Raw genomic sequence first — 24000 nt, 5'->3', positions numbered from 1 at the left:
CTTTTTCATTTAAACTAAAAAGTTATTTATAATGAAACAGTTTTGATCATTTATCATCTGAAAACATATCAAAAACAAACATCACTCTTTTTATAAAGAGCTGTAATCAGTTAACTCTTACTTTTTTGATTGGTTTGTTTATAAAAGCCACTTGCTCAAAAAGCGTTGGCTTACTAAGCAAAATTGGACCACTTTCCGGTAATTTTACTGAAAAAGTCTTATTGGACTGTTTTTGTTTACTGATAGCTTGCTCCAATCGTCTTTGCAGATCAGCATCAAGTCTCTCAAGCACGATCTTTTCTTTGTCTTTTGAAAGATCCGCTAATGCTAATGAGGATGAAACATCATTCCCTGATGTGTAAGAAGCCATTAAATAAGCACCATCATAATGACCAATAGGTGCCTCAGAAATATATTCCACTTTAACATTTGTTACACCTGCATTTGCATAACCAAGTATCTCCGCAGCTTGCTTTGATAAATCAATGATTCTATCTTTCATAAAAGGACCACGATCATTCACTCTAACAATGATGGAAGATCCATTTTGGAGATTCGTAACACGAGCATAACTAGGCAATGGCATTGTGGGATGAGCTGCAGTCAAGAGATTCATATCATAGATCTCACCATTTGCGGTTAAACGCCCATGAAAATCTGAACCATACCATGATGCTTCTCCAACACGTTTGTAGGTTGGGTCATTTTGCGGATAATACCATTTTCCTTTTATTTGGTAAGGTTTACCGACAACAGCTCGTCCATTTTTCTTTTCTTTTGATTGATTTTGCCCACTGGAATTTTTGTTAGGATTAGGAAGAACGGTAGTTTTTACCTCACTAGCTCTCTTATTGTAAAAACTTTTTATGACAAAATGTGCTGTTTCGCTTGCGCAGCAAGATACCAATAACTGAGATACAACAATGATAGAAAGAAATTGAAATGTTGAATTAAGAATGAAAGTAAACTTTTCTTTGCTATTTAAAAGCATTTGTCAGCCCGCTTATTTCTAATTGAGTATTTACTGCAAAAAATCACACCGCACTTTCTCTATGCGATAGGGAAATTCACATTTTCAGATGATTCCCCTCGCGCGTTTACCATATCCTAAAAATTTACCATTTATCAAGAAATTAATACATTTCATAAAAACATTAATAGATTATTAATGTTTTTATGATTTGCAAAAAAGAAATGCAATGTCATCAAAATAGAAATAATGGATATAAAAAATAAAGAAATCAATATGTTCATCAAAAATATGATACCACCATATAATTGATGAAGAAGTAGAATGATTCTTATACGTTTAAAGGGGCATTGTAATTTAGCGGTTGATAATGCTTTATTAGACAAAAATTCGACTTCTAACATATAACCACTAAAATTCTTTAATCCAGAAGATTTTCTACCATGGACAGAAGAAGGTATTGAAAATGTAATCAATATTGGTCACATGGTTCCCATGAGTGTGTATAGATTGATATTCTTTTTTACATAGGCTTGCTCTGTCGTGACAGCGTTCGTATCGGCGGGAAAAAATCAAAGAGAATATCATTCATCCCAAGACAGAAAAGAGCCAATTTAAAGCAAATATTTTTTTGCCTATTTTACCGGAATGAGCAGAACCCTTATAAATGACTCTCATAGGTGAAAATATTCATTTGCGGAAAAGCAAGACATAAGCTTGTTAAAGAAAGTTTTGTACTCTGTTTTATAAAGCGTATAGTATAGTTGGAATAAGAAAAATCAGCACACGGTTTGAGAAAATAAACATAAATATGTACAGCCAATGCCGGAGCTACCGCATCACAAACTGAAAGCATTTTTTGTTTGAACGCAGCAATCATTATATTTGTTGGCCTCTGCTATTGCTACAGCCTTTGGCACCTGAAACTCTTCATAAGAGACATTGACGTCTTTTCTTAATAGCTTTATCCACATGCTGATCCCGCTTTTAACCTGCAAGCAAATGATTTTGTTTCATTGAATATCAACAGTTTTGGAATAACAGAATGGTATAAAACTCTCTCATTTAGCATGGAAAACAATGAACTATCTTCATAAATCAATGCGATGCGTCTGGATAGAAGAGCAGCAGAGGATCTTTCTATACCCATACAACGGGTAGAAAATAATGAACAATAAATAAAAAAAACTTCAGACTATAAGAAAAAGGAAGCAAAGTTTTCGAACTTTTATATAAGCTATAATTTGGTGAGCGCGCAGGGATTCGAACCCTGGACCTACTGATTAAAAGTCAGTTGCTCTACCAGCTGAGCTACGCGCTCCCACACAAGCCATTTCGCGTGTCGAAAGTGAGAGAAACATACGGTTGACTTTTCATTTGGTCAACACCTTTCGAAAAAAAATATTATTATTCGGTTTAGTTATCAATACTTTTCTGTTTTTTCTCCTTTTCTCATCACTGCGAATACAATTTTTCCCCTGTTTTAAATTTGAATAAAAGAAAAAATGATCAAGATAAAATGCATCATAACTTTTACAATACGAAAAAGGGCATATTTCAAAATAATAAAAAGAACGGTAAATGTACAAAAACAGTCAACTGGAGTGAATAAAGAATCAAAAAAATAACAAACAGACAAAGCTATGATTCCTTGTAGAATTGATGGATAGAGCAAAAGAAAAAATACTTTCATCGTAAGGGAGGTTTATACCCTCTTCCTGAGAAGGAAATCATCTTGAAATAATGGTGATAAATGACCATCTCTGTTAAATTGAGCAGAATACTATTTATTTGAATTCTGTATGATAGAAATTACAATATACCTAAAAGTATTTTTGAAAGAGAGATAACTTTTTTCCTTAAATTAATTACAGAATTTATTTTACGCGGATATTTTTCATTTAAAATAGTAAAACATATTTAAAACATTTTTTATTCAGTAAATAGTAGTAAATATAATATTCTATATTATATTAGAGATAATATATTAAATTTAATGAAATTATTTTTAAAGTAAATTAAAACATAATATTTTAATTTTATCTAAAAATGTATAATAGTTATAAAAAATATATTTTATATTTACTTTCTCTCATTTGTATTCTTATGATTGGAATATTGAATGCTAACATGTAAACAATATGAACTACTGTTGTTCATTCATAATCATATGAAAGAAACTGGCATTCCTCCCTCCTTTGATGAAATGAAAATTGCGTTGGAGCTTTCTTCAAAGTCTGGCATTCATAAGCTTATGATAGCTTTAGAACAACGAGGTTTTATACGTCGTTTGCCAAATCGAGCCCGCGCCGTTGAGGTGATACGACTTCCCGATAAAATAACATTTAATCTTTCTCTAGCGCGTAAAATTTCTCCCAGTATTATAGAGAAAAATAAAAGAAAAATATCACAAAACTTTACTGATGTTGAAAATTTTGAGACAGAAGAAAAAAAGAACGTCACTATACCCATTATGGGCCGCATTTCTGCAAGTATACCTGTCTCCGCTTTATTACAACAAATAGATACCCTTTCTTTACCACAAGATATGATTAGCTCGGGTGAGCACTATGCTTTAGAAGTCAGAGATGATTCTATGATTGAGGCTGGTATTCTTGATAAAGACACTATAATTGTTAAATGCCAAAGTACAGCAACATCAGGTGAAATTATTGTCGCATTCATCGATAAAGAAGAAGCAACTTTAAAACGTTATAGACGTAAAGGAGCCTTTATTGCGTTAGAATCGGCAAATCCTCACTACGAAACACACATATATGGATCTGAGCGTGTGCAGATACAAGGTAAACTTATCGGACTTATTCGCAAATATTAAAAGATAAAAAAACTACTGATACGTTTATACGTTGAGAAAAAAATGATTTGCTCGTTTTGTTATTGCACTATACTCAGTAATAATACATATATACTCAATAAAGTTCTTTAAGAAAAAAAATAGATATTTTTTAAAGCATCTTATTGCATATGTATCAAAAATAAAAAGACTTTTTATTCTTTATATTAAAGTAAAAACAGCAAATAAAACCGCATCATTATAAAATTGCAGGATTGATTAATGGCAGTACCTCGTATTAGTTTTGTTTCCCTCGGATGTCCAAAAGCACTGGTAGATTCTGAGCGAATTATTACCAGACTCCGGTCTGAAGGTTATGAAATTTCACGCAAACATCAAGGAGCTGATGTCGTTATCGTAAATACCTGTGGGTTTCTTGATTCGGCTCGAAATGAATCATTAGCCAATATTGATGAAGCTCTCAAAGAAAATGGAAAAGTTATTGTAACGGGGTGTCTTGGTGCTGATCCTGATGTTATTCGTCAAGCACATCCTCACGTATTGGCCATTACAGGGCCACAAGCCTATGAAAGTGTTATAGAAGCTGTTCATACAGCAATTCCTCCTGTTCATGATCCCTTTATTGATTTAGTCCCCCCGCAAGGTATTCGCTTAACACCTCGCCACTATGCCTACTTAAAAATTTCTGAAGGATGTTCTAATCGATGTAGTTTTTGTATCATCCCTACTCTGCGCGGTAATCTTATTTCACGCCCTATCAATGAAGTTCTTCGTGAAGCCGAAAAACTTGTACAGGCAGGTGTAAAAGAGCTTTTGGTTATCTCACAAGATACCAGTGCTTATGGTATTGATCTTAAATATCTCGAAAGTCCTTGGAAAGACCGCACCGTAAAAACCAAATTTTTTGATCTTTGTCGCGAATTGGGTGATATGGGAATTTGGATACGCATGCATTATGTCTATCCTTATCCTCATGTGGATGAAATTATTGAGCTCATGGCTGCAAAAAAAATTCTTCCCTATTTAGATATTCCTTTTCAACATGCATCACCAACTGTTTTACGTAATATGAAACGCCCTGCTGTTATGGAAAAAACAAATCGTAGAATTGAAAACTGGAGAAAAATTTGTCCAGATCTCACCTTACGATCAACATTTATTGTTGGTTTTCCAGGCGAAACAAATGAAGATTTTAATATACTCCTCGAATGGCTGGAAGAAGTAAAAATTGAACGTGCTGGATGCTTTAAATATGAAGAAGTAAAAGGCGCTGTTGCAAATGATTTGGGATTAGAAAGTATTTCTGAAGAAGTGAAAGAAAACCGCTGGCATCGCTTTATGGCAAAACAACAACAAATTTCCACCCGTCTTTTAAAGAAAAAAATCGGAAAAAGGCTTCAAATTCTCATTGATGAAAGTCAAGGAAAAGTTGCTAAAGGCCGTAGCCAATATGATGCTCCAGAAATAGATGGTGTTGTACATATATCATCACGACGCCCCCTCCGTGTCGGTGAATTTGTCACTGTCAAAATCGAAAAATCAGATTCCTATGATCTCTATGGTATTGCAGTTTAAAGAGAAGGCTTAGAGTTCGTGTGCTAAAAAATTCAGATTTATAATAAGCTATTGAAATCAAAAATATTTTTATCGAGCAAATGACTTGGACGAACATTTGTAAGAGCACGAATCATAGTATCTTTACGTCCTGGCATTCTTCTTTCGATATCTTTTAACATTTCTTTCATGGCGCCGCGTTGTAAACCATCTTGGCTACCACAAAGATTGCAGGGAATAATAGGAAATTGCATTGCTTGTGAAAATTTGTCCATATCTTCTTCAGCAGCATAAACAAGAGGACGCAAAACAAAAAGATCTCCTTCATCGTTTAGAAGTTTCCCAGGCATAGCTGCTAATCGGCCACCATGAAATAAATTCATAAAAAACGTTTCTAAAACATCATCACGATGATGTCCAAGAACTAATGCAGAACATCCCTCTTCACGTGCAATACGGTATAAGTTACCACGCCGCAACCGCGAACAAAGCGAACAATATGTTTGTGTCTCTGTCAATTTATCTGTAACAATGGAATAAGTATCCTGATACTCAATGCGATATGGAATTTGATAAGAGGTCAAAAAATCTGGGAGAATATGTTTTGGAAAACCTGGTTGTCCTTGATCAAGATTACAAGCTAGAATTTCAATAGGCAAAAAACCGCGCCACTTTAAATCCAAAAGAAGCGCGAGTAAACCGTAAGAATCTTTTCCACCTGATAAAGCGATAAGCCATTTTTTTCCTGAAGAAAGCATGGAAAAATCATCCAATGCTTGCCGTATATGACGTAAAAGCCGTTTACGCAGTTTATTAAATTCTACAGTTGAAGGAGCTGCTCGAAATATCGGATGACAATCATCACCAGCTGCTGATGTGATTTTTCTTGCTAAAAGATCAGCTTTCTCTACATTCTCTTGCATTGCTTGATATTCGACTGAAATATTATCCATAATATCATAATCCTGCACAATAAAGAGCTTGTTCTATAAGAATGACAGAGACAACAACAGAGGTTACACAGTATAAACCGATATTCCGTTGAGCTGTAAAATAAATGGTGCTATAAAAGCCGATTGTTATAAAATATAACAATAAACTTAATATAGCACCATCTATAAGAACTATTCATTAGCTTTAAGGACTTATAAAGCAAATTTTGAGCATATAATCAAAAGCAAGAGAGCAACATTCCCTATAGAGAATTTAACGAGAATAAAACTCAACAACCAAATTGGGCTCCATTTGCACAGCATAAGGAACATCTGCAAAAGCAGGAACACGTGTAAAGGTTGCTTTCATCTGTTTATGATCTGCGTCAATATATTCAGGCACATCGCGCTCTGCTAACTGCACAGATTCCAACACCAAAACAAGCTGTTTTGATTTCTCACGAACCTCAATAACATCCCCTGGTTTACAACGATATGATTGAATATTGGTACGCCGACCATTCACATTGACATGACCGTGATTAATAAATTGGCGAGAAGCGAAGATGGTTGGCACAAATTTTGCACGGTAGACAACAGCATCTAAACGCGATTCCAACAGTCCGATAAGATTTTCACCAGTATCACCACGTCGACGAGCAGCTTCTGCATAAGTTTTACGAAACTGCTTTTCTGAGATATCACCGTAAAACCCTTTTAATTTCTGCTTAGCGCGCAACTGCACACCATAATCAGAAAGCTTCCCTTTGCGGCGTTGTCCGTGTTGACCTGGACCATAATCACGACGGTTTACAGGAGATTTCGGACGCCCCCAAATGTTTTCTCCCATTCGGCGGTCAATTTTATACTTGGTTGTTTCGCGTTTACTCATCGCATTTCCTTTTAAAATAGAAAACAAGATCTCAATATAAGATCTCAAGGAAACGCGCCCTCCTCTGCCTTCAAATAAAAGACTGACAGGATATCTTTAACATTAATATGCAAAGTTACCCACGGGACACGTCAATTCATGCCATTTTCTCAAGAGAAAAAGCTAAAAGAACTTCTATTAATCTTATATCCCAAAGTCAACTCCTTTCATGATATTTAAGCAAAATCTTTTTAACAAGCGTTCTGTTGAAGAAGTGATATTTTGCGATGTAAATAAAGCAAAGTCTTTATGTTTCTTTATATTTGGGGGATTTACTCTTTCCGGTAGTAATGATCTTGTGTGTTTGGCGATAGCTTTTGCTGGATCAATCCATTTTACTGGCCATAATGCTTGTTCACGAAAAAAGTGAAGCAAAAAAGGATAATGTGTACAAGCTAAAACAATAATATCAGTATATTTGCCATTTTTCTCAACAAAGCACGGAAGGATTTCATGGCGTAATTCTTCTAAATCTATAGGCTTTCCACGTAAATAATCTTCAGCAAATCCAGCAAGTTTTTCACTTCCAACAAGCTGAACATGACATTGAGTAGCAAAAGAATTGATTAATTCATATGTATAAGCACGTTTAACTGTTCCAGGAGTAGCTAATACTGAAATAAAACCAGATTTTGTTTGTTCAGCTGCTGATTTAATTGCAGGAACAGTTCCTACAAAAGGAATCTGAGGAAATCTCTCTCGTAAATCTGTCATCATAAGCGTAGAAACAGTATTACAAGCAATAACACATAGGACAGGATTATAGAGAGCTAAAAGATTTGTAAAAACCTTTAAAATGCGACTTTTGAGAACATTTTCTTCCCAATTTCCATAAGGAAATCCGGCATCATCAGCAACATAAATAAATTGCATTTCAGGAACAAGGACACGTACTTCCCTCAACACTGTTAAACCGCCAATGCCACTATCAAAGAAAAGAACAGGTCGCTTATCCATCCGTTTTCACACCTGTTTTTAATTTTGTACGCTGACGCTCTAGGGGTGCAGCGATTCCTCGTGGAAATTGAGGAGAAAAATGATCCAATGAAGAGATAATTCCTCGTAGCAAGCGAACCTCAGATTCACTAAAATGAGCACGTGTAAAAACAGAACGCAGATTCGCAAGCATAACCTCTTTACGTTCTCGAGGCCTAAAATATCCACGGACATCCAAAGCTTCTTCTAATTGAGATAAAAAACCATGAAATGTTGCTTTATTTGCTGGCTCCATTTCTGCGGCACGAAAAGCCGTATCGCTTACATTTTCCAAACCTGATTTCATCCATTCGTAAGACATAAGTAAAACCGCTTGTGCAATATTGAGGGATGCAAAAGCAGGATTAACTGGAAAAGTAATAATTTCATCAACCAGACTAATTTCATCATTTTCTAATCCCCATCTCTCTCGTCCAAATAAAATACCTGTTTTATGCCCAAGATTCTCACTCTGACGTAACAAACTGGCTGCTTCAACAGCACTTTTTACTGGTTTAAAACCACATCTTTCACGTGCTGTTGTAGCAAAAACATAATGCAAGTCTGCAATCGCATCAGGCAATTTCTCAAAAACAACTGTATCATTAATAACATGATCGGCTTTACTTGCTGCCGCTCTGGCTTTTTCATTTGGAAATATTTCTCGAGGTTTAACTAACCGAAGCTTAGAGAGCCCAAAATTCGCCATTGCTCTTGCTACCATACCAATATTCTCAGGCAGCTGCGGTTCAACTAAAATAATTATTGGCCCGTTTGTTAAATTCTCACGATTCTTATTAGTTCCAGCCATCAATCTTACCTAATTTTGTACATTATGCTCCTACAGTTGACTTTTTTCAATGCAACCTTTTTTAGAAGAAATATTCCAAGAGATAACCTTTCTCACAACAAATTGGGGGCAATATTATCTTTTCACGTAGAGTTTATGATGAAAAGGATTAATAATGAATTGTGCAAATAAAAACAAACTTTGTTTTTTAGGTCTTAAAGTGGATATGTAAGTTCCTGTAAGGCTAGCGGAACATTTTTTAATGCGCTATAACATTTCTAAATCATAATTTAAGTTGAATTAAAAATTATGCCTTCTAAAAAATATGCTCTTTATTCCCAAACTTTTTCCTGCAAAACTTATCCGTCGTTATAAGCGTTTTCTTGCTGATGTGAGATGGGATAATCAACAGATCTTTACGGTATCAGTTCCTAATACAGGGTCGATGCTTGGGTTAACAATGCAAAACTCTAATGTTTGGCTTTCATATCATAATAATTCCAAACGAAAATACGCATACCGATTAGAAATCGTTGAGACAAATAATACTCTCGTTGGCATTAATACGACTTTACCCAACAAACTTGCATTAGAAGCAATTCAAAAAGGGCTACTACCCGAATTAAGCGCATACAAAACAATTTTGAAAGAACAATGTTATGGGACGCAATCACGGATTGACTTTCTGCTGCGTGATGGCATTCTTCCTGATTGTTATCTAGAAGTTAAAAATGTCCATTTTATTCGCCAAAAAGGATTAGCAGAATTTCCTGATACCGTAACAAAACGAGGTACACGTCATCTTGAAGAACTCATAAAAATTGTGCAACAAGGGAAACGAGCCGCTATGCTTTATGTCATTCAACGGGAAGATTGCTCAGCTTTTACGATTTGCCATGACCTTGATCCAACCTATGGACGTAAATTTGAGTTAGCATTAAAATCAGGAGTAGAATTTTATGCCATAAAATGCCACGTAAGTGTAGAAGGCATTTTTCCGATTCATCGAGTGAAAATAGAAAACAGAAAAAACAATGACTGATTATATTGAATATAATAAAATGCCCTTAAAATTTAACGGGCAAATCCGTATTTTTGATGAGCATGCTTTTACGAAAATGCGTGAAGTTGGTCGTATTGCTGCGGAATGCCTCGATGCACTCATGGATATTATTAAACCAGGTGTTACTACGCAAGAAATTGATGATTTTGTATTTATTTTTGGTGCCAAGCGTGGTGCTCTTCCTGCTGATCTCAATTATCATGGATATAGCCATTCATGCTGTACATCCATCAATCACGTTGTATGCCATGGTATTCCCAATAAAAGACCCTTGCAAGAAGGTGATATCGTTAACGTTGATGTGACTTTTATTCTCGATGGTTGGCATGGAGATTCAAGCCGTATGTATCCTGTTGGAAAAATCAGACGTGCTGCGGAACGCTTGCTCAAAATAACCCATGAAAGTCTTATGAGAGGCATTTCGGTAGTCAAACCTGGTGCTACCACAGGTGATATTGGTGCAGCCATTCAACACTATGCAGAATCGGAACGGTGCTCAGTTGTAAGAGATTTCTGCGGACATGGAATTGGGCAGCTTTTTCATGATGCACCTAATATTCTTCATTATGGAAATCCTCGTGAAGGAATAGAACTAAAACAAGGTATGATGTTTACCATTGAGCCAATGATTAATCTTGGAAAGCCCCAAGTTAAGATTCTCTCTGATGGCTGGACTGCCGTTACACGTGATAGATCCCTTAGTGCACAGTACGAACATACAATTGGTGTAACACATGAAGGGTGCGAAATTTTTACACAATCTCCTAAGAATATTTTTTATATTCCAAGCTCAAGTAGTTAAATAAATGTAGAAATATCATGGCTAGAAAAATCACAAAAAAGGGAGACAACCAAGGTGACCACTTTGCACTGACATCAAATTCCCCACTCAGTCCAATAGCAGAAATAAAAAGTAAAAAGATTCAGAAAAACGCACAGATACATAAGCACTATCAAGGACATCGTGAACGTCTTCGCAAACGCTATTTAAAATCAAAAGGAAATGCTATTGAAGATTATGAATATCTTGAATTACTCCTTTTCCGCACCATACCTCGAGCGAATACAAAACCAATAGCTAAAGACTTAATAGCGCGGTTTGGCTCATTAGCTGATGTATTGGGAGCTGATATTCACCGACTTCAAGAGATTCCAGGCTGTGGTCCAGCAACTGCAATTGACTTAAAAATTATTTCAGACGTTGCTGGGCGTCTTGCTCGTGCAGAATTGTTTAAACGTGATATTTTTTCATCATGGGATAAAGTATTAGCTTATTGTAAAGCTGTTATGGCTCACGAAACACGCGAACAGTTTCGTATCTTATTTCTTGATAAAAAAAACGGTTTACTTGCTGATGAAGTGCAACAAACTGGAACTATTGATCATACGCCCGTCTATCCGCGTGAAGTTATCTCTCGCGCTTTAGAATTGTCCGCATCAAGTCTTATCCTCGTACATAATCATCCTTCTGGTGATGCAACCCCCTCTAAAGCAGATATAACAATGACACATATGTTAAAAGATGCAGCAAATGCACTAGGCATTATTATTCATGACCATCTTATTATAGCGCGAAACGAATACACAAGCTTTAAAGCATTAAAACTGATATGAATCATATTAAACTGAAGAGAAATTCCCCCCCAATTATTCATGAGGAATTAATTTCCTAAATCAATATCTAATATAGCCATTGAGAAATTGTAGGATAGTTCATCCTCATCTTCATCTCGATAGATAATACCTAAAAACTCATTCCCAATATAAACCTCACAAGAATCATCCTTTTTAGGCCGTGCTTTCACTTGCAATGCTGAATTTTGGAATATATTTTTAAAATAACTATCAAGTTTTTTTATTTCATCAGCATTCACTATGCTCTCCTGTCTTTTGAGACTCTTAAATTAAATCCTGAAGGGCAAATAAGGCACTCCTAAGATTCTGTAAAGATAGTAAATCTCAGTTTCCATTTTTATTTATATTACGTATAGTCACAATAGCACTATCTTAACACATTAACGAAAGCACCTTTACTAAAAGGTGCTTTTCATTCTTAATATAACCGTATAGATTAAAAAGTAAAAAAATGGTTAGAAAACCATGAATTTTAAATAATTTCTATCTTATCCCCAATTTCAACACCTGTGTTTACAGACATATTCGGACAAAATATGAATGGAAACGTATATTTTTTCTATTAAAAAGAGATCATGTAAAACAAAAGCACTTTCCTCTTGTATACAGTGACTTTGTTTATAAACAACCTTATTATAATAATAAAACAACTTCTCTTGAACGACTTTCTAGAACAAAATCAGTTAATCCATAAAAAGGAGGCTTTTTCTCTATAAATAGATAAATACACGCATAAAATTTAATTGTTATTCTTACAGTTTTTCATAAAAATTCACACCACAAATAGCCAAATGTTTAGACAAGTTTTTTACCTCATCCAAGAAAAACATAAGATATTTTTACAAACTCTAAAGCTTATAAATTCTTTTCAACGATAGGATAGCGAGAAAGAAAATCGATAACGCCTTTTTTATAGACTTTATCTCCCACAGCAAGCATATGGTCTCGATGAGGAATTGATAGAGCTTCACCACAGGGCAATAAAGCTGCTAATGGCTCTGCTTCACCACTAATTTCATCGAGTGAACCAACAGCAACAAGGGCAGGTTGTTTAATTTTGTAAATCTCAGATGCTGTTAATTCTTGTTTTGATGTGATAATACAAGCAGCCAAAGCACGTTTATCGCTCTTGGTGTGATCTGCAAATTTGCGAAACATCAAACCACGCGGATTGGTAATGGTAGAAAGATCTTCTGCTAAAAGAGCCTCAGCAACGGGTTCCCAATTTCCTGCTCCCGTCACCATACCAATACCTAAACCGCCAAAAATAACGCTATGCACATATGTTGGATACAAAAGAGCCATAAATGCACTAATGCGCGCTCCCATAGAATATCCCATAACATGCGCTTTAGATAATCCCAAATGCTGCAACAATCTCATCGCATCGTAAGCCATAGCTTGAGGTGTATAAAAGTGAGGATCATAACTTTTAACTGAATCCCCATGTCCACGGTTATCAAGAGCAATGACACGATATCCTGCTTCAGTAAGGGTATGAAACCAGCCCGTTGCATACCAATTCACCCGTGCAGAAGAGCCAAAACCATGTATCAACAAAACAGGCACCCCCTGCCCATCTTCTCGATAAGCAAAACGCAAACCATCATATTCAAAAAAACGGATATCTTCCGCTGTCATTTTGTATCGCTTTCGCATTTTCCACAAATTGTAGGGTGAAGAACCCGTTGCCCTTTCTTTATCTGTTTTTCAGAAACTTCACCAGCATTAACCTCAAGTGCGAAAGTTGCAGGTACCTCTGATGAAATAGTATTCGTTGAAAATGGGGTGGTTTTTTCTACAATGGATACGATAATTCCCTCATTGTTAAAAAAAATCATATCTAAAGGCAAAGGCGTATTTGCCATCCACATAAAAATTTTTTGCTTATCTTTTTCACTGTCCTGCTGTTTAAAGAGCATTGCACGATTACGTGGAAAATCAGTGCGATACATTAAACCAGCGCTCGCCTGAGATGGCGTAAAAGCAATCTCTACCTCGTAAGAGACCACACCTTGCTCTGTTTGTATTTCTAAAGGAATCGGATGAACAGGAATCTCTATGGGTTTCTTTGCTTCAACTATATTTGCTTTTACCATAAAAAACAGCATGAATACAACAACGCACCCTCTTCCAAAAGTCCTTAACATTTTTATCTCCACCAAAGGTAACTTTTCAACTTGGTTGCATAAAAAAAAAGAGTAACAGAACTTAAAAAATAAAAAGAATTGGTTCTTACCCTCAATGCAATATCGGTAATCTACTTTATTTTATTGACAGCTTTATAAACAACTTCCTAGTGATGCTAGCTTTACACGCTCTTTCTACTTAGATTTATACAACGATATATCTCTCTAAATCTAAAAAAGACAGCGTAACGTCATAAGCGTAATTCAATGTGTAGAAAATGGAATCCCTATGTCTGGATAAATTTCTGCTGTCATCAAACCTTTTTCGCCTTTACCAAAACGCACAAGAACAACTTGACCAGAACGAAGCTCTGCTAAACCGAAACGGCGCAACGTTTCCATATGAATAAAAATATCTTCTGTTCCTTGCCCACGGCTTAGAAAACCAAATCCCTTATCACGATTAAACCATTTGACAATTGCACGCTCTAGACCACTTTCTGGAGTAACAATAACATGAGTACGGGCTGGAATCTCTGATGGATGAGTGGCTGAAGAACAATCTATCGATTTCACCTGAACACACTTTAACCCCCGTTCAGTTTTTTCCACAGCACAGACAACTTTAGCTCCTTCTAAAGCTGTTTGAAAACCATCCCTACGCATTACCGTGACATGCAACAATATGTCGGGAAAATGAGGCAAATCAGGAACAATAAATCCATAGCCCTTACTACCATCAAACCACTTAATGACACCACTAATTTCAATAATCTCACCACAAGTACTTACACTGTCTTCAGATAGGGAATAATCCTTTAATGTATCCTTACTCGTCATAATAAAACGTGATCCTGTAGCTGTAAATTGTACGATATTGATTCTCTATATTTTAGTAAACATTGCTCTTATATCAACACGCAAGTCCCAAGATAAGATTTCCCCATATTGTCATACCTCTTAAGAAGATAACTGGAATATTTACACAACTGTTTAAGCCTATATTCGATAATATTAAGCACTTGTGGCAAGAAATATAAAAGTTTTTCACACAATGATATTTTCACGCATGTGGAACTTGCATGATGAAGAAGTTCAAGATAAGGTGAAAAGATCACAATTAAAATCAAGGAAAGTGCGTAATGAAGAGAATTCTCACTACGCTCGCATTTTTTACGACACTTGTCGTAAGTGCCTATGCGAGTGAGCCTATAGAAATTGGTGTTTATCTTCCGTTAAGTGGTCAAAATGCATTTGGAGGACAACTCGAAATTAAAGGCATAGAATTGGCACATAAAAAAGTTCCAGAGATATTGGGGCGTAAAGTGGAACTTATTATTATTGATAATAAATCTGATAAAGTTGAAGCCGCAAATGCTGTTATGCGATTGACTGCAAGTGAAGAAGTGAATGGAATCATTGGTAGTTATGGCTCTTCACTCTCGTTGTCTGGAGGTGAAATAGCTGAAAAAGCGAAGACTCCAACTGTTGTAACATCCTCAACAAATCCGCTTGTTACACAGGGTAAAAAATATTCTTTCCGCACTTGTTTCATTGATTCTTATCAGGGAGCTGGTATTGCGACTTATGTAAGTCAAAATTTACATGCAAAGAAAGCCGCTGTCCTTAAAGATATATCAAGCGATTATGCGATTGGTCTTGCCAGTTATTTTACACGTGCTTTTAAAAAATTAGGTGGTGAAGTTATCTCAAATTTGAACTATAATTCTGGAGATCAAGATTTTTCAGCGGTTCTTACACAGATTATAGCGCAGGAGCCTGATATCTTATTTATTCCATCGTACTTTTCTGAAGGTGCGATCATCATAAAACAAGCGCGTGAGCTCGGTGCAAAATTTAGAATCATGGGTGGGGATGCTATGGATAATCCAGAAACCGTTGCCATTGCAGGAAAAGCTGCAGAAGGCTTCTTACATACAACACTCCCCTACAGTGAAAATATGCCCAATATGTCCCCAGCTGCGCAGGAATTTACCAAGGAGTGGAGAACAGCTTATCCTGATCAAGAACCCAATATCAATTCTGTTTTGGGGTATACAAGTTATATGATGTTCATGAAAGCTATTGAAGATGCTGGTAGTGCGGATCGGGAAAAAATCACCACTGCACTTACCCAATTAAAAGATTTTCAAACGCCCTTTGGTGAGATGTCTATGGATCAAAATCATAATCCTAAAATTCCTATTGGTATCATTGAAATAAAGGATGGGAAACGTGTCTATTTAGATGAGGTTAAACCCGCTTTTTAAAAAGTGAGAGATTTTTCTAACTAAAATATTAAGTATGAGTTGAGGATTCTGTTCTCAACTCAAATTTGGGATTTTTCTATTTTATCCTATATGAATTAACAAATGTGGAAGGATGAGAGATGAGCACTGAAATGTTCATCCAGTATTTTTTTAATGCACTGGCATTAGGATCTCTTTATGGACTTATCGCTATTGGTTACACCATGGTCTATGGCATACTGAGGCTTATTAATTTTGCTCACGGTGATATCTTTATGCTGGGAGCGTATTTTGTTTTCTTTTCCACCATTAGCTTTATGCCTGCTTGGGCTGCTTTCCTTCTTTTGTTACTCGCTGTTTTTATTTATTACTCGGTGTTCATAGGATTCAAAAAACGCCCCCCAATTTATTGGATCGCTCTTTTTTCAATTCTGACTTTTGGGTTCATTTATTACTTTAAAATTTCTCCTCAAGATTTTACGCCAGTTTGGTTTTTAGCTCTTTGTTTTGCAATTTTTATTACAAGCGCCGTGGGCATTACTGTTGATCAATTTGCCTATAAACCTTTACGCCATGCTCCGCGTATTTCGGCACTTATCGGAGCAATAGGCGTTTCCTTTTTTATTGAAAATCTTGCTACTGTACTCTTTAGTGGAGTCCCGAAGGGTGTGAAACAACCCGATTTTCTTGTAATACCGTTGCTATGGCATTTAGAATCAGGAGCAGGTAAAGTTATTAGAATTTCTCCCATGTCTCTCATCGTTCCTGCTGTCTCGTTTATTCTTATTATTTTACTGCTATGGATTATCCATAAAACGAAACCAGGTCTTGCTATGCGTGCAATCTCCCATGATATTGAAACAACGCGTTTGATGGGAGTTTCTGTCAATAAAGTCATTGCATTTACATTTGGAATAGGCTCTGCACTTGCTGCTATTGCAGGCATTATGTGGTCACTACGCTATCCTCAGATCCATCCTTATATGGGTGTGCTTCCTGGGCTTAAAGCATTTATCGCTGCTGTTATTGGAGGTATTGGCTCAATTCCAGGAGCAATGTTGGGAGGGTTATTACTTGGATTTATTGAAATTATGATTATCGCGTTTTTCCCTGCATTATCTGGATATCGAGATGCCTTTGCTTTTATTTTATTAATTCTGATTTTATTAATCATGCCTACAGGCTTGATGGGTAAAAAAAGTCAGGAGAAGATCTAATGGTAAAATCAGTGACAAATTTTCTCTCATGTATCAGCATTTTAGGTCTTATTGGTTTTTTGTTTTATGCTGATAACCATTTTAATGATTACACACTTCGTATCATCAATCTTATTGCTATTAATGCGATATTAGCGATCTCACTTAATTTGATTTACGGTTTTACGGGGATGTTTTCTCTTGGACATGCTGGCTTTATGGCTGTTGGTGCTTATGTCTGTGCAATTTTACTTCTTTCTCCTGAACAGAAAGAAATGATGTGGATTCTTGACCCCATAGCTGAGCCATTACATCATCTGCAGTTGCCTTTTTTTCTAGCTGTTATTGTAAGTGGTGTGTGCGCTGCTATCGTCGGTTTATTGATTGCTCTGCCTGTTTTGCGTCTTGGTGGTGATTATCTTGGGATTGCAACCTTGGGATTCGCAGAAATTATTCGCATTGTTATTACAAATGCCACTTCCTTAACAAATGGCTCTTTGGGAATAAAAGGGATACCTCAAAATGCCACATTATGGTGGAACTATGGTTGGTTAGCATTTACAGTGACCTTTATTATTCTCTTATTGCGAAGCAATACAGGGAATGTTTTGCGTGCTATTCGTGATGATGAAATTGCCGCCAAAACAATGGGGATTAATTCCTTTTTTTACCGTAGTTTTTCCTTCACGGTTGGTGCATTTTTTGCAGGTATAGGAGGAGCATTGATGGCTGCTCTTATTTCAACAATTGATCCAAGAATGTTCAACTTCCTTCTTACCTTTAATATTTTGATGATTGTGGTTGCTGGTGGTCTTGGTTCAATTACAGGAAGCATTATTGGTAGCATTATTATTACAGTCATGCTTGAGTGGCTTCGTATTATTGAAAGCCCTTTTGACTTAGGTTTTATACATATTCCAGAGACACCAGGCCTTCGAATGGTTATTTTTTCTCTTTTATTGCTCGTCATTATCTTATTTTGGAGAAAAGGTTTGCTAGGGCAACGTGAATTCTCATGGAATGGGATTTATAGTTTCTTAACACGCAAGAAGCTCTCTAATAATGAAGGAAAGCTATGAACGACGTTATTCTTTCACTCAATGATATCGTGATGCGTTTTGGTGGATTGGTTGCTGTCAATAATGTGAATATGGCAATCAAGCGGGGAACAATTACTGGATTAATTGGTCCAAATGGTGCTGGAAAAACCACCGTTTTTAATATGATTTCAGGATTTTATGCGCCCACAAGTGGGACTATTCTTTTTGATGAACAAAAAGTCTCTGGATCTCCTCCTTATATTATCTGTAGACGTCATATTGCACGAACATTTCAAAATATTCGTCTTTTTTCAGGATTAACAGTTTTGCAAAATGTTATGGTAGGAGCACATGTTCGACAAAAGTATCCATGGTTTTCTTCAGCTTTGTTTTTTCCAAATGCAATAAAAGAAAAAAGAGAAATCCATAAGAACGCTATGGAACTTCTTGAGCGGTTACAACTTGATCACCTTGCCAATCAGTCTGCAACGACCCTGCCCTATGGTGTACAAAGGCGTTTAGAAATTGCACGCGCGTTAGCAACAAAACCAAAATTACTTCTTCTTGATGAACCAGTTGCTGGTATGAATCCACAGGAAAGTGAAGATCTTAGAAAGTTCATAGCAAAAGTGCGAAAAGATTTTGATCTTACGATTCTGCTTATCGAACACGATATGAAAGTTGTTATGGGGCTTTGCCAATATATTTGGGTAATGGAATATGGCTGTGCCATTGCCAATGGCACTCCAGATGAAATTCGTAACAACCCTAAAGTTATTGAAGCTTATCTTGGCGGAGATGTTTATGGATATTCTTAAAATCAAAAATCTTCACGTTCATTATGGTGCCATTAAAGCTATTCAAAATCTTTCGATGTCTATAAAAAAAGGAAGTATAGTTACTTTAATAGGTGCTAATGGAGCAGGGAAAAGCAGCATTGTACGTTCTATTACAGGACTCAATCGATCTGTTCATGGAGAGATTACCTATAAGGGCGCATCAATTATTAAAGAGTCACCAGAAAAAATTTTACGCTTAGGGATTGCTCTTAGTCCTGAAGGACGACGTATTATGCCTCATCTGACTGTTTTAGAAAATCTCCATCTAGGCGCTTATATCCGTCATGATAAGTCGGGGATTGCGCGCGACATCGAGTGGGTATTTGAACTTTTCCCGCGCTTGCGTGAAAGAGCAAAGCAATTGGGGGGAACGATGTCCGGTGGTGAACAACAAATGCTGGCTGTGGGCCGTGCACTCATGAGCAATCCTGAGATGATAATATTAGATGAACCCTCTCTGGGGTTAGCCCCACTTCTTGTAAAGGAACTTTTTTCTATCATCCGAAAGATCAATGACATGGGAAAAACGGTTCTTCTCATTGAACAAAATGCATTTGCAGCACTTTCTATTGCGGATTACGCTTATATTCTAGAGGTAGGGCATGTTTTATTTCACGGTAAAGGAAAAATCATGCTTTCTGACCCACGTGTCAAAGAAGCCTATCTTGGTGGATAAAACTCTAAATTGGAAAAAAGAGGTTATACTTTTCAAAAGCATTTCTCTGATGTGGGAGAAATGCTTTTTTAATTATCACCACCATTTTTCAGCACTAAAGGTTCCAACCGCTTGTTCTATAATATGGGCTATTTGAAAAAGAACTTCTTCAGCAAAAGGTCTGCCAATCAATTGCAAGCCTAGAGGCAAACCATCTGATGAGAGACCAGCAGGAATAGAGATTCCTGGTAAACCAGCCATATTAACTGGCACAGTAAAAATATCATTGAGATACATTGCTATGCTATCATTTTTAATTGTTTCATCTGCGATGCCAAAAGCTGGTGTTGGGGTTGCAGGTGTGAGGATAGCATCAACACCAGAAGCAAAACATTGATCAAAATCACGTTTCACAAGTGTTCGCACTTTTTGAGCTTTAAGATAATAGGCATCATAATAACCCGATGAGAGGACATAAGTACCAACCAAAATACGCCGTTTAACTTCATCACCAAAACCTGCAGAACGGGTATTTTCATACATTTCAATAATGTCTTTTCCCGGTATGCGCAAACCAAAACGAACACCATCATAACGCGCTAAATTAGAAGACGCTTCTGCAGGAGCTACAATATAATAAGCAGGCAAGGCATATTTTGTATGAGGTAATGAAATATTGTGTATTTCAGCACCTGCTTCTTTTAGCCAATTCATTCCTTTTTGCCAAAGCTCAATAATTTCAGGAGACATTCCTTCCAAGTGGTATTCTTTTGGAATACCAATTTTCATTCCTTTGATTGATTGACCAAGGTAACTTTCATAATAAGGAACAGGTAAATTAACAGAGGTAGAATCTTTTTCATCAAAAGAAGCCATTGATTGAAGTAGAAGAGCACAATCGCGGACATCTCGCCCAATAGGTCCGGCTTGATCAAGTGAGGAAGCAAAAGCAATGGTTCCCCACCGTGAACAACGTCCATAAGTTGGTTTAATCCCCACTGTTCCAGTAAATGCAGCAGGTTGGCGTATTGAACCACCTGTATCTGTTGCTGTCGCACCAGCACAAAGCCGCGCTGCAACAGCAGCTGCAGATCCCCCTGAAGAACCACCTGGCACGAGCTTTTCATTGGATTCTTTTTTTCTCCACGGACTCATAACTGGACCATAATATGAGGTCTCATTGGATGAACCCATAGCAAATTCATCCATATTAAGCTTTCCTAACATAACGGCTCCATCTCGCCATAAATTAGCAGTCACCGTTGATTCATAAGATGGTTTAAAATTATCAAGAATATGAGAACAGGCTTGTGTATGGACACCTCGTGTAGCAAAAAGATCCTTAATTCCCAGTGGTATTCCCTCTAAATTTCCTCCCTGCCCTCTCGCCAAACGGCTATCTGATTCAGTTGCCATTTTTTTTGCTTGTTCTGCTGTTATTGTGACATAAGCATTCAAAGTTGGATTAGCCAATTCAATTTCTTTTAAATAAGCTTCTGTTAATTCAATTGCTGTGAACTGTTTTTTGATGAGAGCATCACGGGCTTGTGCAATTGTAAAAGTTGTTAAATCAGTCATATTCATGCTCAAGTTTTTTAATAGAAAAAATTATTCGACGATTTTTGAGACAAGAAAAAAATTGTCTTCCGTAACAGGTGCATTTGCTACGATATCTGCTGCTTTATTCCCATCTGTGATATTATCTTCACGCGTTCGTAAAGTCATTGGTGTCACGGACGTTAATGGTTCAACACGACTGACATCAACTTCATTCAATTGTTCCACAAAACCTAAAATGGCATTGAGTTCTTTTGTTATACGCTGTACTTCATCCTCATGGATAGCAATACGCGCTAAATGCGCTACTCGCTTGACTGTTTCTTGATCAACAGACATATTATGCCTTTCTGTTTTTTATTTTGATCTTTATTATTGGCTATACAAGGCTAAGTTTGCAAGCGCAAGAACATTGATAATGCAAAGAGACTATAACTATGAACCTGAAGTACGAAAAGACCTAAATTATAAATTTTATGGACATTATGAACATCAATGAAGTTATGAACCATCTTTTACCTGGGCAAACGATAGCAGGTTTAGATTTAGGAACCAAAACGATTGGCATTGCGATTTCTGATATGGGATTAACTTTTGCAAATCCGCGTCCTGTACTTCAACGAAAAAAATTTTTAAGAGATGCGCACACACTTATAAAAATTTTTGATGGTGAAAATGTGGGGGCTATTGTCATTGGCTTACCTCTTAACATGGATGGGAGCAATGGTCCTCGCGCTCAAGCAACCAGAACCTTTGTAAGTAATATGAAAGCACATACAGAAATTCCATTTATTTTTTGGGATGAACGTTTATCAACGGTTGCCGCAGAACGCTCTCTGTTAGAAATGGACGTATCGCGTGCTAAAAGAGCACGTCGCATTGATTCGGTTGCTGCTGCATTCATATTGCAAGGTGCTCTCAATAGACTACAAAGTCTTCATCATATGGAGGGATAAAGAACATTGAGCAAATGTCCCGCATTGTATCGTGCAATAAGCATTCCATAGGAAGATCTCCATTGCCCGCCAAGGCGACTTTCCATATAGGCATTTGCGACATGCTCTATATCTGTAGAATGTAATGCTGCTGCTGCTGCTGCGTACGCTACTTGTTCAACAAAAAATCTTCCAGCCCCCTCGTTTGCCGATGCCATCTCTACAGCAGATTTAATGATCTCAATCGCTCTTGGTCCAGCAGGACCAATATCAAGAGCAATTTTTTCTAACAATTTCTGAAACAACCCCGGTGCTTTTTCAGCTATGAGAATTGCATCTTTTACCAATTGATTAGCAGAAATATTTCTCACAATTCGTGCAGGCCCATTACACAACATTTGCGATAATGGATTTCCCTCTATAAAACTCTCGATACCAAGCTGTGCAATAATTTCGCCAATAATAGGTATAACTAATTGGCTCACATGATAAGCAATAATAGGCGTCATGATTCGTGCAAAAGCTGCTTCAGAGCGATCATTTGCAGCATTATCAAAGGCTCGGGCTAAACGTAAAACCAATGCTTGTGCGGCAGCAATATCCAGTGCAATATCTGCAAAAATACGTTCTGTTAAGGATGGTAAAGGCTGATCTGGCATTTTTTGCCGGAAAAAATCTATGCCAAATTGAAGTGCTGCACGCAAAACACCTGCTGATACAACAGATTGATCAAAACGCATCATCGTTTCGATATCTTTAATGACTTTAAGTCCCTCTCCTATATTTCCCAATAGCCAACCATAACTCCCTTGAAAATCAACAACACCTTCTGGTGTTAAAGTTTCTCCAGAACGTTGCAGCAAATGACGAATTTTAATGTTTCCATTTAATGCGCCATTTTCTTGGATACGTGGCACTAAAAAGCAGCTTAAATGACCGTCTAATTCTGCACTTACAAGATACCCATCCACTATAGGATTAATAACATTAGTTTTGACAACATTTAAACGATACAAATCACGCCCCATTTTTTCATCAAAAGAAATTTTCTTAACACTGGGAAAATTGAAAGCGTATTTTTCTCCTTGTTCAACATCATCAAAAGCGCAAGTAAGTGAAGCCGATTTTTTACTATGAATAGGCTTTGAGGATAAATCATATTGTCGTGATAAGAGTAAATTTTGCCATTTTTTAAAAAGCTCAACATCGCTAATTAAGACTGCAATAGTTGCACTTGTTATAATGACCTCATTCAAATGCCCTGTTTCCAAACTAGCAGATAAAGCCAAGCGAATAGCACGTGCTTGATAGCGTACGCCATTTTCTGCTGTAGAGTTTTCCCAAAGCGATGTAACCAAACCAGCCTGTCTAGCATATTGTTGAAGATCCTGATAAGAAGAATGTATCTCTAGTTTTTCTACCTGTTTTCCCCATTCATCGTTATAGCGCAAGATTGGAGGATAACGATTCGCCAAAGAGACAAACTCCCATGCTTCACGACTTGCGACAAAATCTCCTATTTCTTCAAAACTTGCTAATAAAAATTTAGGCAAACTAGAAGCAATACGAAACATCAGCGTATCACTGAGAAACGCATTTTTTCGACGGGCATTTTGCACAAATACAGCTTTCATAGGCATATTCCATTATTCAAATCATTCATATCATAGACTAATAGACTAATTGTCTTTTTGCAGTTAAAAAACATTTATCATATTCAAACAAATGCTCACTT

Annotated in this window: 23 protein-coding genes and 1 tRNA gene; 11 read left to right on the top strand and 13 right to left on the bottom strand. The window is 36.7% G+C overall.

Annotated elements, in window-relative coordinates:
* Positions 1-106: 106 nt before the first annotated feature.
* A complete protein-coding gene (locus PVV64_RS04560; RefSeq protein ID WP_273759952.1) occupies positions 107-991 on the bottom strand; it encodes a septal ring lytic transglycosylase RlpA family protein in 885 nt (294 codons plus the stop codon).
* A 1224-nt stretch (positions 992-2215) separates the two neighbouring features.
* Positions 2216-2291 (bottom strand) — tRNA-Lys (locus PVV64_RS04555).
* 801 nt (positions 2292-3092) lie between these two features.
* On the opposite strand from PVV64_RS04555, the gene lexA reads away from it, so the two are divergent.
* A complete protein-coding gene (gene lexA, locus PVV64_RS04550) occupies positions 3093-3806 on the top strand; it encodes a transcriptional repressor LexA (RefSeq protein WP_273759951.1) in 714 nt (237 codons plus the stop codon).
* A 240-nt stretch (positions 3807-4046) separates the two neighbouring features.
* Positions 4047-5360 (top strand): 30S ribosomal protein S12 methylthiotransferase RimO, encoded by a 1314-nt coding sequence (gene rimO / locus PVV64_RS04545; RefSeq protein ID WP_273759950.1) that lies wholly within the window; start codon positions 4047-4049, stop codon positions 5358-5360.
* Between the two features lie 38 nt (positions 5361-5398).
* Here the strand turns inward: rimO and ttcA are convergent, their stop codons facing one another.
* The 4 genes from ttcA to PVV64_RS04525 form a co-directional block, all read right to left on the bottom strand.
* On the bottom strand, positions 5399-6292 hold the full coding sequence (gene ttcA, locus PVV64_RS04540) for a tRNA 2-thiocytidine(32) synthetase TtcA (protein WP_273759949.1): 894 nt from the start codon (positions 6290-6292) through the stop codon (positions 5399-5401).
* 253 nt (positions 6293-6545) lie between these two features.
* Positions 6546-7163: a 30S ribosomal protein S4 gene (rpsD, locus tag PVV64_RS04535; protein WP_273759947.1), complete on the bottom strand. Its 618-nt coding sequence runs from the start codon at positions 7161-7163 to the stop codon at positions 6546-6548.
* Between the two features lie 183 nt (positions 7164-7346).
* Positions 7347-8159 carry a glutamate racemase gene (gene murI / locus PVV64_RS04530; protein ID WP_273759946.1) on the bottom strand — a complete coding sequence of 271 codons (813 nt, stop codon included), beginning with the start codon at positions 8157-8159 and terminating at the stop codon, positions 7347-7349.
* Complete coding sequence (locus tag PVV64_RS04525; protein WP_273759945.1) at positions 8152-8988, bottom strand: RNA methyltransferase; 837 nt, start codon at positions 8986-8988, stop codon at positions 8152-8154. The genes murI and PVV64_RS04525 overlap by 8 nt, the downstream gene beginning before the upstream one ends.
* Before the next feature lie 304 nt (positions 8989-9292).
* Here PVV64_RS04525 and sfsA point away from each other — a divergent pair, with 304 nt between their 5' ends.
* From sfsA to radC, 3 genes are read left to right on the top strand one after another with little or no spacing between them, the layout of a single operon-like run.
* A complete protein-coding gene (sfsA, locus tag PVV64_RS04520; RefSeq protein ID WP_273759943.1) occupies positions 9293-10009 on the top strand; it encodes a DNA/RNA nuclease SfsA in 717 nt (238 codons plus the stop codon).
* A complete protein-coding gene (gene map, locus PVV64_RS04515) occupies positions 10002-10832 on the top strand; it encodes a type I methionyl aminopeptidase (protein ID WP_273759942.1) in 831 nt (276 codons plus the stop codon). Before sfsA ends, map begins: the two co-directional genes overlap by 8 nt.
* A gap of 17 nt (positions 10833-10849) precedes the next feature.
* Entirely contained in the window at positions 10850-11644 is a 795-nt protein-coding gene (gene radC, locus PVV64_RS04510) for a DNA repair protein RadC (RefSeq protein ID WP_273759941.1), read from the top strand.
* 47 nt (positions 11645-11691) lie between these two features.
* Here the strand turns inward: radC and PVV64_RS04505 are convergent, their stop codons facing one another.
* The 4 genes from PVV64_RS04505 to PVV64_RS04490 all read right to left on the bottom strand — a co-directional run bounded on the left by PVV64_RS04505 (position 11692) and on the right by PVV64_RS04490 (position 14634).
* Positions 11692-11904, bottom strand: coding sequence for a DUF3126 family protein (locus PVV64_RS04505; protein ID WP_208440958.1), 213 nt, complete (start codon positions 11902-11904; stop codon positions 11692-11694).
* A gap of 616 nt (positions 11905-12520) precedes the next feature.
* A complete protein-coding gene (locus tag PVV64_RS04500; RefSeq protein ID WP_273759940.1) occupies positions 12521-13306 on the bottom strand; it encodes an alpha/beta fold hydrolase in 786 nt (261 codons plus the stop codon).
* A complete protein-coding gene (locus tag PVV64_RS04495; protein ID WP_273759939.1) occupies positions 13303-13815 on the bottom strand; it encodes a DUF192 domain-containing protein in 513 nt (170 codons plus the stop codon). The genes PVV64_RS04500 and PVV64_RS04495 overlap by 4 nt, the downstream gene beginning before the upstream one ends.
* 243 nt (positions 13816-14058) lie before the next feature.
* Positions 14059-14634, bottom strand: coding sequence for a cold-shock protein (locus tag PVV64_RS04490; RefSeq protein ID WP_273759938.1), 576 nt, complete (start codon positions 14632-14634; stop codon positions 14059-14061).
* A gap of 302 nt (positions 14635-14936) precedes the next feature.
* Here PVV64_RS04490 and PVV64_RS04485 point away from each other — a divergent pair, with 302 nt between their 5' ends.
* The 5 genes from PVV64_RS04485 (at position 14937) to PVV64_RS04465 (ending at position 19794) form a co-directional block, all read left to right on the top strand.
* A complete protein-coding gene (locus PVV64_RS04485; protein WP_273759937.1) occupies positions 14937-16064 on the top strand; it encodes an ABC transporter substrate-binding protein in 1128 nt (375 codons plus the stop codon).
* 119 nt (positions 16065-16183) lie between these two features.
* Complete coding sequence (locus tag PVV64_RS04480; protein WP_273759936.1) at positions 16184-17260, top strand: branched-chain amino acid ABC transporter permease; 1077 nt, start codon at positions 16184-16186, stop codon at positions 17258-17260.
* A complete protein-coding gene (locus tag PVV64_RS04475; RefSeq protein ID WP_273759935.1) occupies positions 17260-18318 on the top strand; it encodes a branched-chain amino acid ABC transporter permease in 1059 nt (352 codons plus the stop codon). The genes PVV64_RS04480 and PVV64_RS04475 overlap by 1 nt, the downstream gene beginning before the upstream one ends.
* A complete protein-coding gene (locus tag PVV64_RS04470; RefSeq protein ID WP_273759934.1) occupies positions 18315-19097 on the top strand; it encodes an ABC transporter ATP-binding protein in 783 nt (260 codons plus the stop codon). Before PVV64_RS04475 ends, PVV64_RS04470 begins: the two co-directional genes overlap by 4 nt.
* Positions 19084-19794 (top strand): ABC transporter ATP-binding protein, encoded by a 711-nt coding sequence (locus PVV64_RS04465; protein ID WP_273759933.1) that lies wholly within the window; start codon positions 19084-19086, stop codon positions 19792-19794. Before PVV64_RS04470 ends, PVV64_RS04465 begins: the two co-directional genes overlap by 14 nt.
* 75 nt (positions 19795-19869) lie before the next feature.
* Here the strand turns inward: PVV64_RS04465 and gatA are convergent, their stop codons facing one another.
* Entirely contained in the window at positions 19870-21351 is a 1482-nt protein-coding gene (gatA, locus tag PVV64_RS04460) for an Asp-tRNA(Asn)/Glu-tRNA(Gln) amidotransferase subunit GatA (RefSeq protein WP_273759932.1), read from the bottom strand.
* A gap of 30 nt (positions 21352-21381) precedes the next feature.
* Complete coding sequence (gene gatC, locus PVV64_RS04455) at positions 21382-21669, bottom strand: Asp-tRNA(Asn)/Glu-tRNA(Gln) amidotransferase subunit GatC (RefSeq protein WP_273759931.1); 288 nt, start codon at positions 21667-21669, stop codon at positions 21382-21384.
* Positions 21670-21806: 137 nt separating this feature from the next.
* On the opposite strand from gatC, the gene ruvX reads away from it, so the two are divergent.
* Complete coding sequence (ruvX, locus tag PVV64_RS04450) at positions 21807-22286, top strand: Holliday junction resolvase RuvX (RefSeq protein WP_273759930.1); 480 nt, start codon at positions 21807-21809, stop codon at positions 22284-22286.
* Here the strand turns inward: ruvX and PVV64_RS04445 are convergent.
* Positions 22271-23899 (bottom strand): acyl-CoA dehydrogenase family protein, encoded by a 1629-nt coding sequence (locus PVV64_RS04445; RefSeq protein ID WP_273759929.1) that lies wholly within the window; start codon positions 23897-23899, stop codon positions 22271-22273. The two genes, ruvX and PVV64_RS04445, sit on opposite strands and share 16 nt — an antisense overlap.
* Between the last annotated feature and the right edge of the window lie 101 nt (positions 23900-24000).

Source organism: Bartonella sp. ML70XJBT.G (assembly GCF_028618575.1).
Lineage (GTDB): Bacteria > Pseudomonadota > Alphaproteobacteria > Rhizobiales > Rhizobiaceae > Bartonella.
The sequence above is the reverse complement of the archived record's forward strand: the minus strand, read 5'-3'. Positions and strand labels throughout refer to the sequence as shown.

Bases quoted from the DNA above. Each gene is read 5' to 3' on its own strand.
- PVV64_RS04525 (WP_273759945.1), bottom strand. From the start codon at position 8,988: ATGGCTGGAACTAATAAGAATCGTGAGAATTTAACAAACGGGCCAATA.
- gatC (WP_273759931.1), bottom strand. From the start codon at position 21,669: ATGTCTGTTGATCAAGAAACAGTCAAGCGAGTAGCGCATTTAGCGCGT.
- PVV64_RS04445 (WP_273759929.1), bottom strand. From the start codon at position 23,899: ATGAAAGCTGTATTTGTGCAAAATGCCCGTCGAAAAAATGCGTTTCTC.
- rimO (WP_273759950.1), top strand. From the start codon at position 4,047: ATGGCAGTACCTCGTATTAGTTTTGTTTCCCTCGGATGTCCAAAAGCA.
- lexA (WP_273759951.1), top strand. From the start codon at position 3,093: ATGCTAACATGTAAACAATATGAACTACTGTTGTTCATTCATAATCAT.
- PVV64_RS04485 (WP_273759937.1), top strand. From the start codon at position 14,937: ATGAAGAGAATTCTCACTACGCTCGCATTTTTTACGACACTTGTCGTA.
- ruvX (WP_273759930.1), top strand. From the start codon at position 21,807: ATGGACATTATGAACATCAATGAAGTTATGAACCATCTTTTACCTGGG.
- PVV64_RS04475 (WP_273759935.1), top strand. From the start codon at position 17,260: ATGGTAAAATCAGTGACAAATTTTCTCTCATGTATCAGCATTTTAGGT.
- PVV64_RS04470 (WP_273759934.1), top strand. From the start codon at position 18,315: ATGAACGACGTTATTCTTTCACTCAATGATATCGTGATGCGTTTTGGT.
- PVV64_RS04490 (WP_273759938.1), bottom strand. From the start codon at position 14,634: ATGACGAGTAAGGATACATTAAAGGATTATTCCCTATCTGAAGACAGT.
- gatA (WP_273759932.1), bottom strand. From the start codon at position 21,351: ATGACTGATTTAACAACTTTTACAATTGCACAAGCCCGTGATGCTCTC.
- PVV64_RS04480 (WP_273759936.1), top strand. From the start codon at position 16,184: ATGAGCACTGAAATGTTCATCCAGTATTTTTTTAATGCACTGGCATTA.
- radC (WP_273759941.1), top strand. From the start codon at position 10,850: ATGGCTAGAAAAATCACAAAAAAGGGAGACAACCAAGGTGACCACTTT.
- PVV64_RS04500 (WP_273759940.1), bottom strand. From the start codon at position 13,306: ATGACAGCGGAAGATATCCGTTTTTTTGAATATGATGGTTTGCGTTTT.
- map (WP_273759942.1), top strand. From the start codon at position 10,002: ATGACTGATTATATTGAATATAATAAAATGCCCTTAAAATTTAACGGG.
- ttcA (WP_273759949.1), bottom strand. From the start codon at position 6,292: ATGGATAATATTTCAGTCGAATATCAAGCAATGCAAGAGAATGTAGAG.
- murI (WP_273759946.1), bottom strand. From the start codon at position 8,159: ATGGATAAGCGACCTGTTCTTTTCTTTGATAGTGGCATTGGCGGTTTA.
- sfsA (WP_273759943.1), top strand. From the start codon at position 9,293: ATGCTCTTTATTCCCAAACTTTTTCCTGCAAAACTTATCCGTCGTTAT.
- rpsD (WP_273759947.1), bottom strand. From the start codon at position 7,163: ATGAGTAAACGCGAAACAACCAAGTATAAAATTGACCGCCGAATGGGA.
- PVV64_RS04495 (WP_273759939.1), bottom strand. From the start codon at position 13,815: ATGTTAAGGACTTTTGGAAGAGGGTGCGTTGTTGTATTCATGCTGTTT.
- PVV64_RS04465 (WP_273759933.1), top strand. From the start codon at position 19,084: ATGGATATTCTTAAAATCAAAAATCTTCACGTTCATTATGGTGCCATT.
- PVV64_RS04560 (WP_273759952.1), bottom strand. From the start codon at position 991: ATGCTTTTAAATAGCAAAGAAAAGTTTACTTTCATTCTTAATTCAACA.